The sequence below is a fragment of the Novosphingobium rhizovicinum genome, from assembly GCF_040813635.1.
GTDB classification, from domain to species: domain Bacteria; phylum Pseudomonadota; class Alphaproteobacteria; order Sphingomonadales; family Sphingomonadaceae; genus Novosphingobium; species Novosphingobium rhizovicinum.
In genome coordinates this window covers 99,004-112,228 of the sequence record NZ_JBFNXR010000031.1, presented here as the reverse complement: position 1 = coordinate 112,228, position 13,225 = coordinate 99,004, and the positions used below count along the sequence as shown (strand labels likewise).

The 13,225-nt window shown below is 63.5% G+C and carries 12 protein-coding genes; 4 read left to right on the top strand and 8 right to left on the bottom strand.

The window, feature by feature from the left end:
• Positions 1-185 precede the first annotated feature (185 nt).
• Both ABUH87_RS09285 and ABUH87_RS09280 read left to right on the top strand, forming a co-directional pair.
• Positions 186-479: a hypothetical protein gene (locus ABUH87_RS09285; protein ID WP_367772784.1), complete on the top strand. Its 294-nt coding sequence runs from the start codon at positions 186-188 to the stop codon at positions 477-479.
• 15 nt (positions 480-494) lie between these two features.
• Positions 495-653, top strand: a complete 159-nt coding sequence (locus tag ABUH87_RS09280) for a hypothetical protein (RefSeq protein WP_367772782.1) — start codon at positions 495-497, stop codon at positions 651-653.
• A gap of 106 nt (positions 654-759) precedes the next feature.
• Here the strand turns inward: ABUH87_RS09280 and ABUH87_RS09275 are convergent, their stop codons facing one another.
• From ABUH87_RS09275 to ABUH87_RS09265, 3 genes are read right to left on the bottom strand one after another with little or no spacing between them, the layout of a single operon-like run.
• Entirely contained in the window at positions 760-1,554 is a 795-nt protein-coding gene (locus tag ABUH87_RS09275) for an SDR family NAD(P)-dependent oxidoreductase (RefSeq protein WP_367772780.1), read from the bottom strand.
• Positions 1,554-2,738, bottom strand: a complete 1,185-nt coding sequence (locus tag ABUH87_RS09270) for a zinc-dependent alcohol dehydrogenase (protein WP_367772778.1) — start codon at positions 2,736-2,738, stop codon at positions 1,554-1,556. The genes ABUH87_RS09275 and ABUH87_RS09270 overlap by 1 nt, the downstream gene beginning before the upstream one ends.
• A complete protein-coding gene (locus ABUH87_RS09265) occupies positions 2,738-3,418 on the bottom strand; it encodes an SRPBCC family protein (protein WP_367772776.1) in 681 nt (226 codons plus the stop codon). The genes ABUH87_RS09270 and ABUH87_RS09265 overlap by 1 nt, the downstream gene beginning before the upstream one ends.
• A gap of 319 nt (positions 3,419-3,737) precedes the next feature.
• Here ABUH87_RS09265 and ABUH87_RS09260 point away from each other — a divergent pair, with 319 nt between their 5' ends.
• Positions 3,738-5,183: a sensor histidine kinase gene (locus ABUH87_RS09260; RefSeq protein ID WP_367772774.1), complete on the top strand. Its 1,446-nt coding sequence runs from the start codon at positions 3,738-3,740 to the stop codon at positions 5,181-5,183.
• Positions 5,184-5,583: 400 nt separating this feature from the next.
• Here the strand turns inward: ABUH87_RS09260 and ABUH87_RS09255 are convergent, their stop codons facing one another.
• Both ABUH87_RS09255 and ABUH87_RS09250 read right to left on the bottom strand, forming a co-directional pair.
• The gene (locus ABUH87_RS09255) at positions 5,584-6,093 is read right to left on the bottom strand and encodes a CinA family protein (protein ID WP_367772772.1); all 510 of its coding nucleotides are present in this window, start codon (positions 6,091-6,093) and stop codon (positions 5,584-5,586) included.
• An 89-nt stretch (positions 6,094-6,182) separates the two neighbouring features.
• Positions 6,183-6,644 (bottom strand): Lrp/AsnC family transcriptional regulator, encoded by a 462-nt coding sequence (locus ABUH87_RS09250; protein ID WP_367772770.1) that lies wholly within the window; start codon positions 6,642-6,644, stop codon positions 6,183-6,185.
• Between the two features lie 107 nt (positions 6,645-6,751).
• On the opposite strand from ABUH87_RS09250, the gene putA reads away from it, so the two are divergent.
• Positions 6,752-10,351, top strand: a complete 3,600-nt coding sequence (gene putA, locus ABUH87_RS09245) for a trifunctional transcriptional regulator/proline dehydrogenase/L-glutamate gamma-semialdehyde dehydrogenase (protein WP_367772959.1) — start codon at positions 6,752-6,754, stop codon at positions 10,349-10,351.
• Between the two features lie 50 nt (positions 10,352-10,401).
• On the opposite strand, the gene ABUH87_RS09240 is transcribed toward putA, so the two are convergent.
• From ABUH87_RS09240 to ABUH87_RS09230, 3 genes are all read right to left on the bottom strand, one after another.
• Positions 10,402-10,872 carry a VOC family protein gene (locus ABUH87_RS09240; protein WP_367772768.1) on the bottom strand — a complete coding sequence of 157 codons (471 nt, stop codon included), beginning with the start codon at positions 10,870-10,872 and terminating at the stop codon, positions 10,402-10,404.
• 26 nt (positions 10,873-10,898) lie between these two features.
• The gene (locus ABUH87_RS09235) at positions 10,899-12,065 is read right to left on the bottom strand and encodes a sulfotransferase family protein (protein WP_367772766.1); all 1,167 of its coding nucleotides are present in this window, start codon (positions 12,063-12,065) and stop codon (positions 10,899-10,901) included.
• A 134-nt stretch (positions 12,066-12,199) separates the two neighbouring features.
• The gene (locus ABUH87_RS09230) at positions 12,200-13,093 is read right to left on the bottom strand and encodes a helix-turn-helix transcriptional regulator (protein WP_367772764.1); all 894 of its coding nucleotides are present in this window, start codon (positions 13,091-13,093) and stop codon (positions 12,200-12,202) included.
• Between the last annotated feature and the right edge of the window lie 132 nt (positions 13,094-13,225).

Below are 13,225 nucleotides of genomic sequence, written 5' to 3'. Positions count from 1 at the left end.
CGCTCGCTGCGATCAAACGCACCGCAGGCCGGCCGGGCCGTGCAGGCTTGTTGTGCAATTATCGTAGGTTAAGTTCCCGCCCCACGGTTCCTGCGTATTTGTCTTCAGGCGTCCGGAAAAAGAGATGGAACGTTCGCGACGCTCGGCCGCTTTTTCATGGCGACCACAGAAGAAGGCAGCGAAGAATGGGAAACGCACTGTTGAGACCTTTGGGCCGGATAGCCGTCGGGTTTGGTCTTGCTCTTGCCGTCACCGCGTGCGGTGAGCAGGACTCAGCGGACAAGGTCGCCGATCAGTTGGATGAGGCTGCCGAGCAAAGTGGGCCGCGCGCAGCCGAAGTGATCGAGGACCGTGCCGATGAGCTGAGAGAGCGCGAGACTGCCGCGCCTCCGGGACAGCCCGGCTCATATGCGCAGGAAACCATGCGCCGCGCGGGTGCCGCAGCGGTCGCGAGTGAGACGCCACCGCCCAGCCAGTGACGGGAGGCACCTACAGTGTCAGAGGAAGACAAGGAACAGGTTCGGATCTCGGCGCAGGATGCCCGAGGTGGCGATATTATCCTGACTTCGAAATTGCGCCGGACCCTTTTCATTGGCGGTCTTGTCCTCTTCGTGCTGGCGGCATTCATTGGAACATTGCTGGCGCTTGCGTGAGGCGTTGGGCCTGACGCGGGACGCCCTGGGGTCCGGCTCCGCCGCTATGTGACCGCTGCCGAGCACAGTTGCAGAGGATGGGTGCACCAGCCTCGCTGGCTACAAATCAGCGACGCTTGGGTACGGCAAGCTTGCGGTGCATCTGGGCGACGAGGTCGTTCGGCAGGATATCTCCGAACACGGCCTGCACCTTGTTCATGAAGCCGCTGACGATGTCGTCGTCTCCAGCGAGCATCGCGGAGTAGCCATCCCTTGCGACCTTTACCGGATCAGCCTTTTCAGATTTGCCCACTCGCGTGTCCATCAGGTTGGCGCGCTCGAAGAATTCCGTGTCGGTTGGGCCGGGTTCCAGGCAGGTGACGACGACACTGGTCTCCTTCAGCTCGCTGGCCAAGCCAATGCAGAAGTTATTGAGGAAGGCCTTTGTGGAGTTGTAGACCAGCTGGAAAGCACCGGGCATGTGACCGGCAATCGAGCCGGTCACCAGAATGCGTCCCTCATTGCGCGCCCGCATCGCCCTGCCAACTTCGTGGATCAAGTGCGTAGTGCCGACTATGTTCGTGTCGATCACCTTGCGCGCGGCCTGCCAGTCCTGATCGAGGAAGGCCTCGCCGAGCCCTTGCCCCGCGTTGGCGAAGAGGGCAGCCACGGGGCGATCTGCGATCGCGTCCATGACGTGCTGCACGCCTTCGTCAGTCGCCAGATCACATAGGAGCGTCTCCACGTCCCGAGCGCCGGCAGTCCGCGCAGCCGCTTCGCCTTCGCTCAGGTCGCGGTCGGCGACGAGGAGCAGCGATACGCCGTCCTCAGCCGCCCGCCGCGCCAGTTCCAGCCCGATCCCGCTCGAAGCACCGGTGACGACCACCAAGCCGCTCAGAGCGTCGATCTTGGGCTTTCCCATCAAGCTGACTCCATGCCGGGCTTCAGGACCACTTTTGTCCAGCTGTCCTGCTGCTGCTTGAAGTTCTTGTAACCCTCCGCCGCTTGCTCGAGCGGCAGGCGGTGGCTGATGAGGAACGTGGTGTCGATTTTCCCTTCCTCGATCTTGGCCAGAAGGTCCTTCGTGTATCTCTGCACGTGAGTTTGCCCGGTACGCAGTTGGAGGCCCTTCTCCATGAGGGCGCCGATCGGGAACTTGTCGGCCAGGCCGCCGTAGACTCCGGGAACCGACACGCGCCCGCCTTTGCGAACCGCCAAGATGGCTTGCCGCAGAGCACTGGCACGGTCTGCGCCGATGCCGATCTTTTGCTTCGCCACGTCCATGATGTTCTCGATGGCAAAGCCGTGAGCCTCCATCCCCACAGCATCGATCACGGCATCCACGCCGATCCCGCCAGACATGTCCATCAGCGCCTCGAGGACGTTCGTCTCGTGGAAGTTGATGACCTTGGCGCCCAGCTTGCGTGCGAGTTCAAGGCGGTGGGGGTAGTGATCGATCGCGATCACTTCCGAAGCGCCCATGATCAGGGCTGACTGGATAGCAAACAGACCGACAGGACCGCAGCCCCACACGGCCACCGTGTCGTCGGGGCGGATGTCTGCGTTCTCAGCCGCCATCCATCCGGTTGGCAGAATATCCGAGAGGAAGAGGACTGTGTCATCGTCCAGGTGGTCGGGAACCACGATGGGCCCGATATCTGAATACGGTACCCGCACGTACTCGGCCTGGCCGCCGGAGTACCCTCCGGTCATGTGCGAATAGCCGAATAGCCCGGCCATGGCGTGCCCGTAGAGATTGGCGGACATGTCCTGCTTCTCGACCGGGTTGGAGTTCGAGCAGCAAGAGTATTCCTGCACTGCGCAGTGAAAGCACTGCCCGCAGCTGATCGTGAATGGCACAACCACCCTCTGGCCCTTTTGCAGGTTGCTCTTGGGACCGGTCTCCACAACCTCGCCCATGAACTCATGGCCCAGGATGTCGCCGGACAGGACTCCGGGTATCACGCCATCGTAGAGGTGCAGGTCGGAACCGCAGATCGCGGTGGACGTCACCTTGATGATTGCATCGCGCGGATTGATGATTTCAGGATCGGCGACCGTTTCGACACGGACGTCGTGCGTACCTTGCCAGGTGAGAGCGCGCATCAGGCCATTTCCTCCTGCTTGGATTGTTGCTTGGCGGCGCGGGTTTGATCCTTGCGCCGTGCGGATGTTGCGATCTCACCGGCTTCCATCAGCATCTTGAGGCGCTTGAGATCATGGCGTGCCTGTATCGCCGGCTCACGCATGAACAGCTTTGCGATAATGCGGCCCACTTCGCCTGCAGGCGGCTTGTACGCGATGCGAGTGCTGACCCGGGTACCGCGTTCGCCCGGCGCGTCCTTGAAGGTAACGCGCCCCTCGGTCTCGATCTGGGATCCGGGGACGGAGCGCCAGGCGATCAGTTCGCCGGGCTCTTCGCGCACGATCTCTGTCTCGACTTCCACGGTCCGTCCGGCAGGTGCGCGGATCGTCCATACGGCGCGGCCGTTCTGCCCTGTGGGCTTTACCGACACGATGTTCTCCATGAAGCTGGAGAGGTTCTCAAACTTACGCCAGAAGTCGTAGAGTTCCTGCCGAGGGCGCGCGATCGTGACCGACCGGCCTGCTACATCGTAAGATCCGAACCCGCGCCTTGCGGTAAAACCGGGCGCATCGTCGGGAGGGGTGCGCCGGCCGCTCTCGCGCCCGTTTCGCGCGGTGAGGAACGCGCCTGCGCCCGCTGCGACCATGAGGCCGGCAAGCCCGGCCGTGGCCCACAGCCCGTTTCTGTCATGACCTGACATTGGTAGCTCCTGCTGGGGTGCGGACCGCGCGGAGCGCGCGATCCTTCATCCGAGCAGCTGGGAAATCCTGCGGGGATAGGGCACCCGGCAGAACCTCTCTGCTGTCCAAAGGGTAACCGGGCGCGAGCGGCGCGAGTTGCGCGCGAGTGATGCACCCGATCGCAGCCACGGAACGTGTCGTCGGCACCGCCGTACGCAGGGGGCAGGCACATGCATGTTGCGCCGCAGTGCTTCGAGACAGCCTATCGGGTTCATTGACATTCCCGAAAGCGGGCCGCAGTCGTCCGCTATCTGCTCACCCCACGAACGGGGCCAACAATTGAACATCGACTTCGAGACGCTCTTTAAGCTCTCACCCAACCCTTATGTCGTTCTTGATGCGGAATTACGCATCGTCTGGATGAACGACGCATATTTGCGCGTGACGATGCGCGATCGTGACGACATCACGGGAGTGCCAATGTTCGAGGCATTTCCCAGTGAGCCGGGTACCGATAGCTTCGAGTTGCTCAGACGTTCGCTGGAGCGTGTGCTGGTCACCGGCGAGGTGGATGAGCTGGCGCTTATCCGCTACGATATCATTGCCCCCGATGGCACCATGGACGCGCGCCTCTGGAGTGCGACGCACACGCCGCTGGTCGACGGCGAGGGCAAAGTGGCGTTCATCCTGCAGCACACCGTTGACGTCACAGAGCTGGAAAACCTGCGGCAGCTTCGTGATGAGACAGGTCTGGTGCGCCGGGCCAACGCGGTTCAGGCCCGCAACGCCGATTTGCTTGCGGAAAGCGAACGCTTGCGCATGCTGTTTGAGCAGGCGCCCGGTTTCATGGCGGTCCTGAGTGGCCCCACGCACCGTTTTCTGCTCGCCAATGCTACCTACAAACGCTTGGTGGGCGCGCGGGAGATCGTCGGAAAGACCGTGGCGGAGGCGCTGCCCGAAGTGGTTGAGCAGGGCTTCATCACGATCCTTGACCGGGTGCGGCAGAGCGGCGACCCCTATTTTGGCCGCGGCGACATGGTTCTGCTTGCTTCCGAAAATTCGAGCGCTTTGGAAAGGCGGTACCTCGACTTTATCTATCAGCCGATCCAGGACGATGAAGGGAACGTCACGGGCGTCTTCGTTCAGGGACACGACGTGACGGAGGAGTTCGTGCTCTTGCAACGTCAGGAACTTCTCATCAACGAACTCAATCACCGGGTGAAGAACACGCTGGCGATCGTTCAGGGACTTGCGGCCCAATCTTTCCGTGGGGTCGATCCGACAGGAGCAGCGCGCCTTACCTTCCATGACCGGCTGAAGGCCCTCGCAACGGCGCACGATCTCCTGACGGAGCGCAACTGGGAGCCTACATTGCTGGGCGACACGGTCCGCATGGCCATTGATGCAGCCGTTGGCCTGGAGGCGAACCGGGTGCGAATTTCCGGTCCGGACGTGCTGCTGGCCCCGCAGAACGCAGTCGCGCTGGCCATGGCGATGCACGAGTTGAGCACCAACGCTATCAAATACGGTTCGCTCTCCAACGACGCCGGGCAGGTCGCGGTCACTTGGAAGCGAGTGGCCACGGACGAGGAGAGTAGCACCCTCATAATCGACTGGGTGGAGCAGGGCGGCCCGCGTGTCACTGCGCCCACGCGCAAGGGCTTCGGCACCCGCTTGATCGAACGCGGACTTGTAGCGGAAATGGAGGGGCGGGCGGATATCGAGTTCCGCCCGGAAGGGCTTCGGTGCCGGATCACACTCTCGCTGCCTGAGGTTGGAGAGTGAAGCCAGACGGGCAGGCTTCGCAACCTTCCCTCGCGACGTTCGCTTGCTCTTTGTTGCGCGAGTGCGTTCAAGCACCGCATTGCGAAGAAGGAGAAACGTCATGTCCGGTGGCGGTGAGCTGGAACCCAAGGATTCTCGTAGGGTCGTTGGCACCAAGGGTGATCCACAAAAGTCCTGGCGCGAAGAGGAAAACCCGCGAACTGGCCGGGGTGAGTACGAGCCGGTCGATAGTCGAAATGTAACCGGCCAGGCTTCCTCCCCAACCGATCGTTGGCAGCAGAAGGAGAAGGGAACGCCTGATGCCTCAGGTGAGAGCGCCAGCCCTTCGCAGGCCGATCAGTCCTCACGGAAGTGAATGTGCGTTTCCATGGTGCGGCATCGATGCCGCACCATGGGCCCTTCAGGCCTGGACGGCGCGCTCTATCATTTGAAGTGCGACGTCGATGGTCGCGCGACGGATGCCCGCTCGACCCTGAGGGCCGAAGTGTTCCTCACGATGATCCGTCGGGTAGCCGCGTCTTGCGCAGGCGAGATGGACAAGCCCCTCCTCATCGTCCGCACCTCCGGGTCCGGCGAAACCAGTGACGGAGAGGGCGATGTCGGCGTGCGAGGCCTTGAGTGCTCCCAAAGCCATGTCTTCCGCGATTTCCTTGCTGACGACGCCAAACCGCTCGATCCGTTCTGGTGGAATGGACAACAACTCGGACTTGGCCCGCGGCGAGTATACGACAAACCCTCGCTCATAAGCGTGACTGCAGTCGGGGATGTCTGTCAGGAGCGCCGCGATCAGGCCGCCGGTGCAGCTCTCGGCGGTCGCAATCGACAGTTCCTTCTTGCACGCAAGCTTCAGCATGCTTTCAGCCCGCGCCAGAGCTTCATCATGAAGGGAGCTATCGAGTGTTTCCGCCATCGTTCCGCCTGCCATTTTTCTGTGAGATCACAATGGCTGGCGTTTGGATCTGTTCCGCCGCCTCGCATGTGGCGAGTGCAACCGCCAACTCACCCGGCGGTGTCCTTCACGGTTTCCATGGCGACGTAAGTGGACGTGCTGGAGACGTGTGGAAGGCTGGAGATCTTCTCGCCTAGCACCATGCGATAGCGGCGAATGTCGGTCGTGCGCACTTTCAGCAGATAATCGAAGCTACTGGCGATCATGTGGCATTCCTCCACTTCCGGAATGCGCTGAACGGCCGCGTTGAACTCCGCGAGCGCCGCCTCGCGCGTATCGGAAAGCTTCACCTCTGCGAACGCGACATGGTCCAGCCCCAGCTTGGCGGGATCCACGATGGCGGCGAAGCCGCGAATGACGCCGCTATCCACAAGACGGCGGAGGCGGACCTGGCATGGCGTCTTCGATAGGCCGATGTGCTGCGCCAACTCCGTCACGGTCATCCGGCCATTCTCACGCAGAGCTGCGATGAGCTTGCGATCAAAGCTATCCAAATCGACTGCTTGGCTCATGCTGGCGGTCCGCGATGGCTGTAGGGGGCGGCACAATAGGGTGATTTCACTCTGAGAGCTGCAGGAAAAAGGCGGAATGGCATAGCTTGAGCTCTTATACTGGCGGGATGAACCAGATCGCCCCCTTTGCCGCCTTCGCTCCAGGTGTTCTTGACCCAACGCCGCTGCGTCGGGCGATCACTGCTGCGTACCGCCGTTCAGAGGCTGAAGCGGTGCGGCTGCTGATGGAAGCTGCGACGTTTGATGCCCGCAGCCGAGACGCGATTGCGGACACTGCGCGCCAGCTCGTCAGCGCGCTAAGGAGCGAGCGGAAGAGTTCGCCGGTGGAAGGGCTGGTTCAGGAGTATTCCTTGTCCAGCGAAGAAGGTGTGGCGCTCATGTGCCTTGCCGAGGCCCTGCTGCGTATCCCTGACAACGATACGCGCGACGCTCTGATCCGCGACAAGATCGCCGCTGGAGATTGGGCCGCCCACGTCGGCGGGGGCAAGTCGCTGTTCGTGAACGCGGCCACATGGGGTCTGGTCGTGACCGGCAAGCTCGTGAGCAGCGTCGATGATCGGGGGCTTGGTGCGGCATTGACGCGACTTGTCGCGCGAGCCGGGGAGCCGGTGATCCGCCGCGGCGTCGACCTCGCGATGCGAATGATGGGCGAGCAGTTCGTCACGGGCGAGACGATCCGTGAGGCGCTGAAGCGGGCGCAGACGATGGAGGCCAAGGGCTTCCAGTACAGCTACGATATGCTGGGCGAGGCGGCGATGACGGCAGCCGACGCAGAGCGGTATTATCGCGACTACGAACGGGCGATCCACGCGATCGGGAAGGCTTCTGCCGGGCGCGGCGTCTATGGCGGACCTGGCATCTCGATCAAACTCTCGGCGCTGCACCCGCGCTATGCCCGGGCCCAGGTGGAGCGGGTCATGACCGAACTGCTGCCTTCGGTGCGGCGCCTTGCGATTATGGCCAAGAACTATGACATCGGTTTCAACATCGACGCCGAGGAGGCCGACCGCCTCGAGCTGTCGCTGGACCTGCTGGAGTGCCTTGCCCTCGATCCTGAACTGGCGGGCTGGGACGGCCTCGGCTTCGTGGTGCAGGCCTATGGCAAGCGCTGCCCCCACGTTATCGACTGGATCGTCGATCTCGCGCGGCAGGCCGGACGGCGGATCATGGTGCGCCTGGTGAAGGGCGCCTACTGGGATGCCGAGATCAAGCGCGCGCAGGTAGACGGGTTGACCGATTTTCCGGTCTATACGCGCAAGGTCCATACAGACGTGGCTTATATCGCCTGCGCCCGGCAATTGCTGTCCGCGCCGGACGCAGTGTTTCCGCAGTTCGCCACCCACAATGCGCAGACGCTGGCGACGATCTATCATCTCGCGGGCCCGGATTTTGCAATCGGCAAGTACGAGTTTCAGTGCCTGCACGGCATGGGTGAGCAGCTTTACGAGCGCGTAGTGGGCAAGAACGAGCTGGACCGCCCCTGTCGCATTTACGCGCCGGTCGGCACACACGAGACGCTGCTGGCGTACCTGGTGCGACGCCTGCTGGAGAACGGCGCCAACTCCTCGTTCGTGAACCGCATTGCCGACCCGGAGGTGCCCGTGGACGAGATGATCGCCGATCCCCTTGAAGTCGTGCGCGCCATGCCGCAGCCCGGCGCACGGCATGACCTGATCGCACTTCCGCGTGACCTCTATCCCGAGCGGCCCAACTCGGCCGGGCTGGACCTCACCGACGAGCGCACGCTGGCAGAGCTTGGCGATGCGCTGCGCAGGAGCGCGAGCGCGAGATGGAGGTCGGCTCCGGCAGAGGTGCTTCGCGCCGCGCGGCCGGTCAAGAATCCGGCCGATCATCGCGAGGTTGTCGGCCATGTGGTTGAGGCTACGCCCGAGCAGGCTCGTGACGCAGCCCGCATAGCTGCGATTTCCAAGTGGGGGCAGGTGCCGGTAGCTGAACGTGCCGCCATCCTGGAGCGCTGCGCGGACGCCATGCAGAACCACATGCCCGAACTGATGGGGCTGGCGATCCGCGAGGCCGGCAAGTCCGCCGCTAACGCGATAGCCGAAGTGCGTGAGGCAATCGACTTCCTGCGCTACTATGCGATGCAGGCACGCTCCACCTTCGGTCCCCAGCAGGAGCCGCTCGGTCCGATCACCTGCATCAGCCCGTGGAATTTTCCGCTGGCGATCTTTACCGGCCAGATCGCGGCGGCGCTGGTCGCGGGAAACCCGGTGCTGGCCAAGCCTGCGGAGGAAACGCCGCTGATCGCCGGCGAAGCGGTTCGCCTGCTGCATCAGGCGGGCGTGCCCACAGACGCGCTGCAACTGCTGCCGGGCGATGGAGAGATCGGCGCTGCGCTGGTCTCCGCTCCCGAGACCGCCGCGGTCATGTTCACCGGCTCCACCGAAGTCGCGCGGCTGATCCAGCGTGAACTGGCGAAGCGCCTCTCCTTCGCGGGCAAGCCGATCCCGCTGATTGCCGAGACCGGCGGCCAAAACGCGATGATCGTCGACAGCTCGGCGCTCGCCGAGCAGGTCGTGGGCGATGTGATCGCCTCGGCCTTCGACAGCGCCGGCCAGCGCTGCTCGGCGCTGCGCATCCTGTGCCTGCAGGAAGAGTGCGCCGACCGGGTGCTGGCGATGCTCAAGGGAGCGCTGGCCGAACTGCGCGTCGGGAACACCGAGCGGCTCGCGGTCGACATCGGTCCGGTCATTTCAGCCGAAGCGCGCGACAACATTGAACGCCACGTAGAAGCGATGCGTGCACAGGGGTTCCGGGTCGAGCGGCTGCCGTTGGGCGAGGAGACGCAGCATGGCACGTTCGTGGCGCCGACGATTATCGAGATCGGCGCTGTCGCAGATGTCGAGCGTGAGGTGTTCGGGCCTGTGCTTCACGTACTGCGCTATCGCCGCGAAGCGCTGGGCGAACTGATCGACGCGATCAACGCGACGGGATACGGCCTCACCTTCGGCCTGCACACGCGGCTGGATGAAACGGTGGCGCGCGTGACGGCGCGCATCAAGGCAGGCAATCTGTATGTGAACCGTAACGTGATCGGCGCTGTTGTGGGCGTGCAACCGTTCGGTGGGCGCGGGCTGTCGGGTACAGGTCCAAAGGCGGGCGGGCCTCTCTATCTCGGACGTCTGGTGACAAGGCCGGCAGGCTTGCCCACGGTTAGCGGTCAGCCCACCGCGCTGCTGCGCGACTTCGCCGACTGGTTGGAGGCGCATGGCGAGATAGAGGCAGCCGCCGTCGCGCGGCGTTATGGTGAGAGCTCGGCGCTCGGTGTCGAGAAGTCGCTGCCGGGGCCGGTGGGTGAACGCAATGTCTACATGCTCCATCCGCGTGGGCGCATTCTGCTCAAGCCGGCCTCCACGGCAGGGCTTTATGCGCAAATGGCGGCGGTGCTCGCCACGGGGAACCGCGGAACGGTCGAGGGCATGGAGCTGCCGCAGGACCTACCGCGCAGCGTTGCAGAGGTGTTTGCGGCCCGAAGTGAGCCGTTTGCTGGAGTGCTTGTAGAGGGTGACCGGGAGCGGGTGAGCGATGCCGTTCACACCGCGGCCCAGTTGCCGGGCGCGATCGTTCCCGTTCATGCCTCGGACAAGGACACTCCGTGGCACAGCGACTGGTTGCTGGAGGAGGTGTCGCTTTCGGTGAACACCACGGCGGCGGGCGGCAATGCCAGCCTGATGATGATCGGCTAGGCCGTGCCAGCCTTGCCCTGGCTCAAGGCAAGGCTGGTTACAGGTGTCTTTTACATGGCCCGGATCTGCTGCCACTGGTCCTCGGGCATCCACGTGTATTCGAGGTAGTGCCCAAAGACCTTGCGCGCATCGAGGTAGAGGAACTTCAGGTCGTTCTCACCCGCGTCTGCTCGCTCCATGGCGACGGGGAACTCCTGCTCGTCCACGCGGCGGCGGAAGTCGGCCCAGTCGTCGATGCGGAAGCAGACGTGGTGGAAACGCAATGGGCCGCCGTTCGACAGTGTGTTGGCGTAGAGACCCACTTCGTCGGTCTCCACCTCTATCAGCTCGTATTGCAAGTCGCCGATCCAGATGAAGCAGATGCGGCTCTTCTGGCGCTTGAGGCCCCGCGGCGTCATGACCTCCTGGTCGACCGGGATGATGATCGGTTCCTTCACCAGCCCCCGGCCGCGGAACACGTCGATCCCCGCCTCGAGATTGTCGCAGATGTAGGCGTTCTGGTAGTGCAGACCTTCCAGCATAACTCTCTCCCTCGGGCTTATGCCTCTCAACCTTCGCGGGCGACGTCGTAGCGCGACAGATAGCGCTCGAAGAGCGGATCGAGCTGCTCCTTGGTCAGGCCATACTGCGCCAGCTTGTACTCGTGCTTGCCGAACTTGTTCTGTGGATTGTCGTCGAGCCAGCCCTGGATGCCGGCCTCGGCTTCGCTCGTCCACTCGTCGCCGAGCGCTTTGTAGAGCGTCTTCATCGTGCCGAGCGGATCGTTGACCATCGCGTCGTAGTGAACGTCGATGATCTTGTCCTCGCCGAACTTGTCGCGGAAATCCATGATCCGGTTGGCGTGCTCAGCAGCTTGCCAAGGGTAGTCCTGCGCCAGCCACTCGGTGTCGATCTTGCCCATGTGGCGGCGGTGCGAGAGCGAGATGATCGAGCACAGCGAGGCCGCGGCCGAGTAGGGATCGCGGTGCGTCCAGATCACGCGGGCGTCGGGATACGCGGCGAAGAGATATTCCAGATAGAGCGCATGGCTCGGCTTCTTGAGGTTCCACACGCCGGGCGCGTGATGCTGGAGCACCTGCAGGAACTTCTTGTGGTAGGCGTAGGCGCTGCTCATGTCGGCGCCGAAGATGAAGTCCTTGTAAGCGGGCAGGCGGCCCTTGGATTCGATCATCAGCGTCTTGAAGTCGCCCGCCATGATGAAGACGTCTTCGTTGGGGTAGATGGCCGAGGAGCGATAGTACTTGCCCGCCTCGGGCATGGCTTCGAGCAGCTTGCGCTCTTCCTCGAGGCGGGCGAGAGCGCGCGGGTCGGTCTTGAGCGTTTCGCTGGTGGCGGGTGGCACCGGATCGTCAATTTCCCAGGTCAGCGGCGAGCGGCGGGCAGGATCTGCGGCGAGCAGGTTGGACAGCAGCGTGGTTCCGGTGCGCGGAATGCCCATCACGAAGACGGGACGCTCAATCTTGCGATCCCCCAACGCCGGGTTCCGGCGCAGGTAGTCAGCGATTTTCAGGCGGGTGGTCAGGTAGTGGAGGCAGTCCTTCTCGATCTGGGCGATGCCGCTGTCGATGTACCAGCCCTTGTCGATGCCCGCATTGACGTCGTCGATCAGGACCTGAAGTCCCTCGCGGTAAGTGTCGGTGTCGAACTGGTCGAGGCCGACGGCCTTGGTGGCGTTCTCGACGATTGCGTCGGCATGAAGGTGCTGCTGGGCCAAGATGGCTGCTCCTATCCCTTAGATTGCGGTGCGGACCGCCGTGCGGTCTCTCGCATGCGAACTAACCCGGCACCGGCGGGTGGTGGCAACGCGGTTGGATGGTTAGATCGGGACCTTGTGTCTAATTCCGGACACTACCGACTGGCAGAGACCCCTTCGCTCAGGACACGCCCCTGACGGCTGCGGAACATGCTCGGGCTGGTCCCCACTGCGCGGCGGAAGGCGAAGGTGAAGCTGGAGGGGGAGGCGAAACCCATGGCGAAGGCGATGGTCTTCACGCTCTCGCCGGCCATGAGCATGCGCTTGGCGCTTTCCATCCGGCGCTGTTCGACGTGATCGCCGATCGAGCAGCCCCTGCTGACTCTGAAGCCGCGGGTGAGCTGGCGGACCGAGATGCTGCACATATCGGCAAGCTCTTGCAGCGTGGGCGTGCGGGTATCTTCGGCGAGGCGTTCGTCGATAAGGCGCAGGCGCCAGCCGGAGAGCCCGCCGGTCACGGGCCGCTCCGCCACTTCGAGGCAGTGCCGCGCCAGTTCCAGCGCGAGCTCGCCGCCGAGGAAGTCGAGCATCCGCTCCCAGCCCAACCCGGGATGGCGCACTTCCTCGGTGAGGCGAAACAGGATCGCGCGTATGCGGGCGCTGCCGATGTCCAGTGTGGTGGCGAGATGCTGGTCGTCCCATTCGAGCGGGCGCCCGGCAAGCTCGTGCACCAATGCCGGATCGAGATGGCAGATCAGCGAAGCCTGGCGCCCGGTGCCTCCGCGTACGAAAAGAGACTCGCCGGGCGGCAGCAGGAAGATGTCGCCCAGCCGTTCCAGCCGGTGCGGCCCCCAGCGCTTGGCATAGCCACCGCGGCTGGAGAGCGGCCGGGGCGTGAGGCACATGTTGAGGTGATAACGATCCTCGATCGCATGCATCGTCGCCGTGGGGGTCGGTATGTCGAAGCGGACGATCTGGGCAGTCACGGCTGACCCGACGAGTTCCGCATCGACCGACATCGTAGCAGTGGGAGGATGTTCCTGTGCCATCGTGCCAGCCCCCATGGGTCCACTTGCCTTCAGGTCAGCATTGTGTCCGCAGTCATACAATCCGGCCCGATCTCTACGAGGCCGGGGGTTGCGGTGCAAGCGCGCGACGCGTGAAATCCCGCAACGAGACAT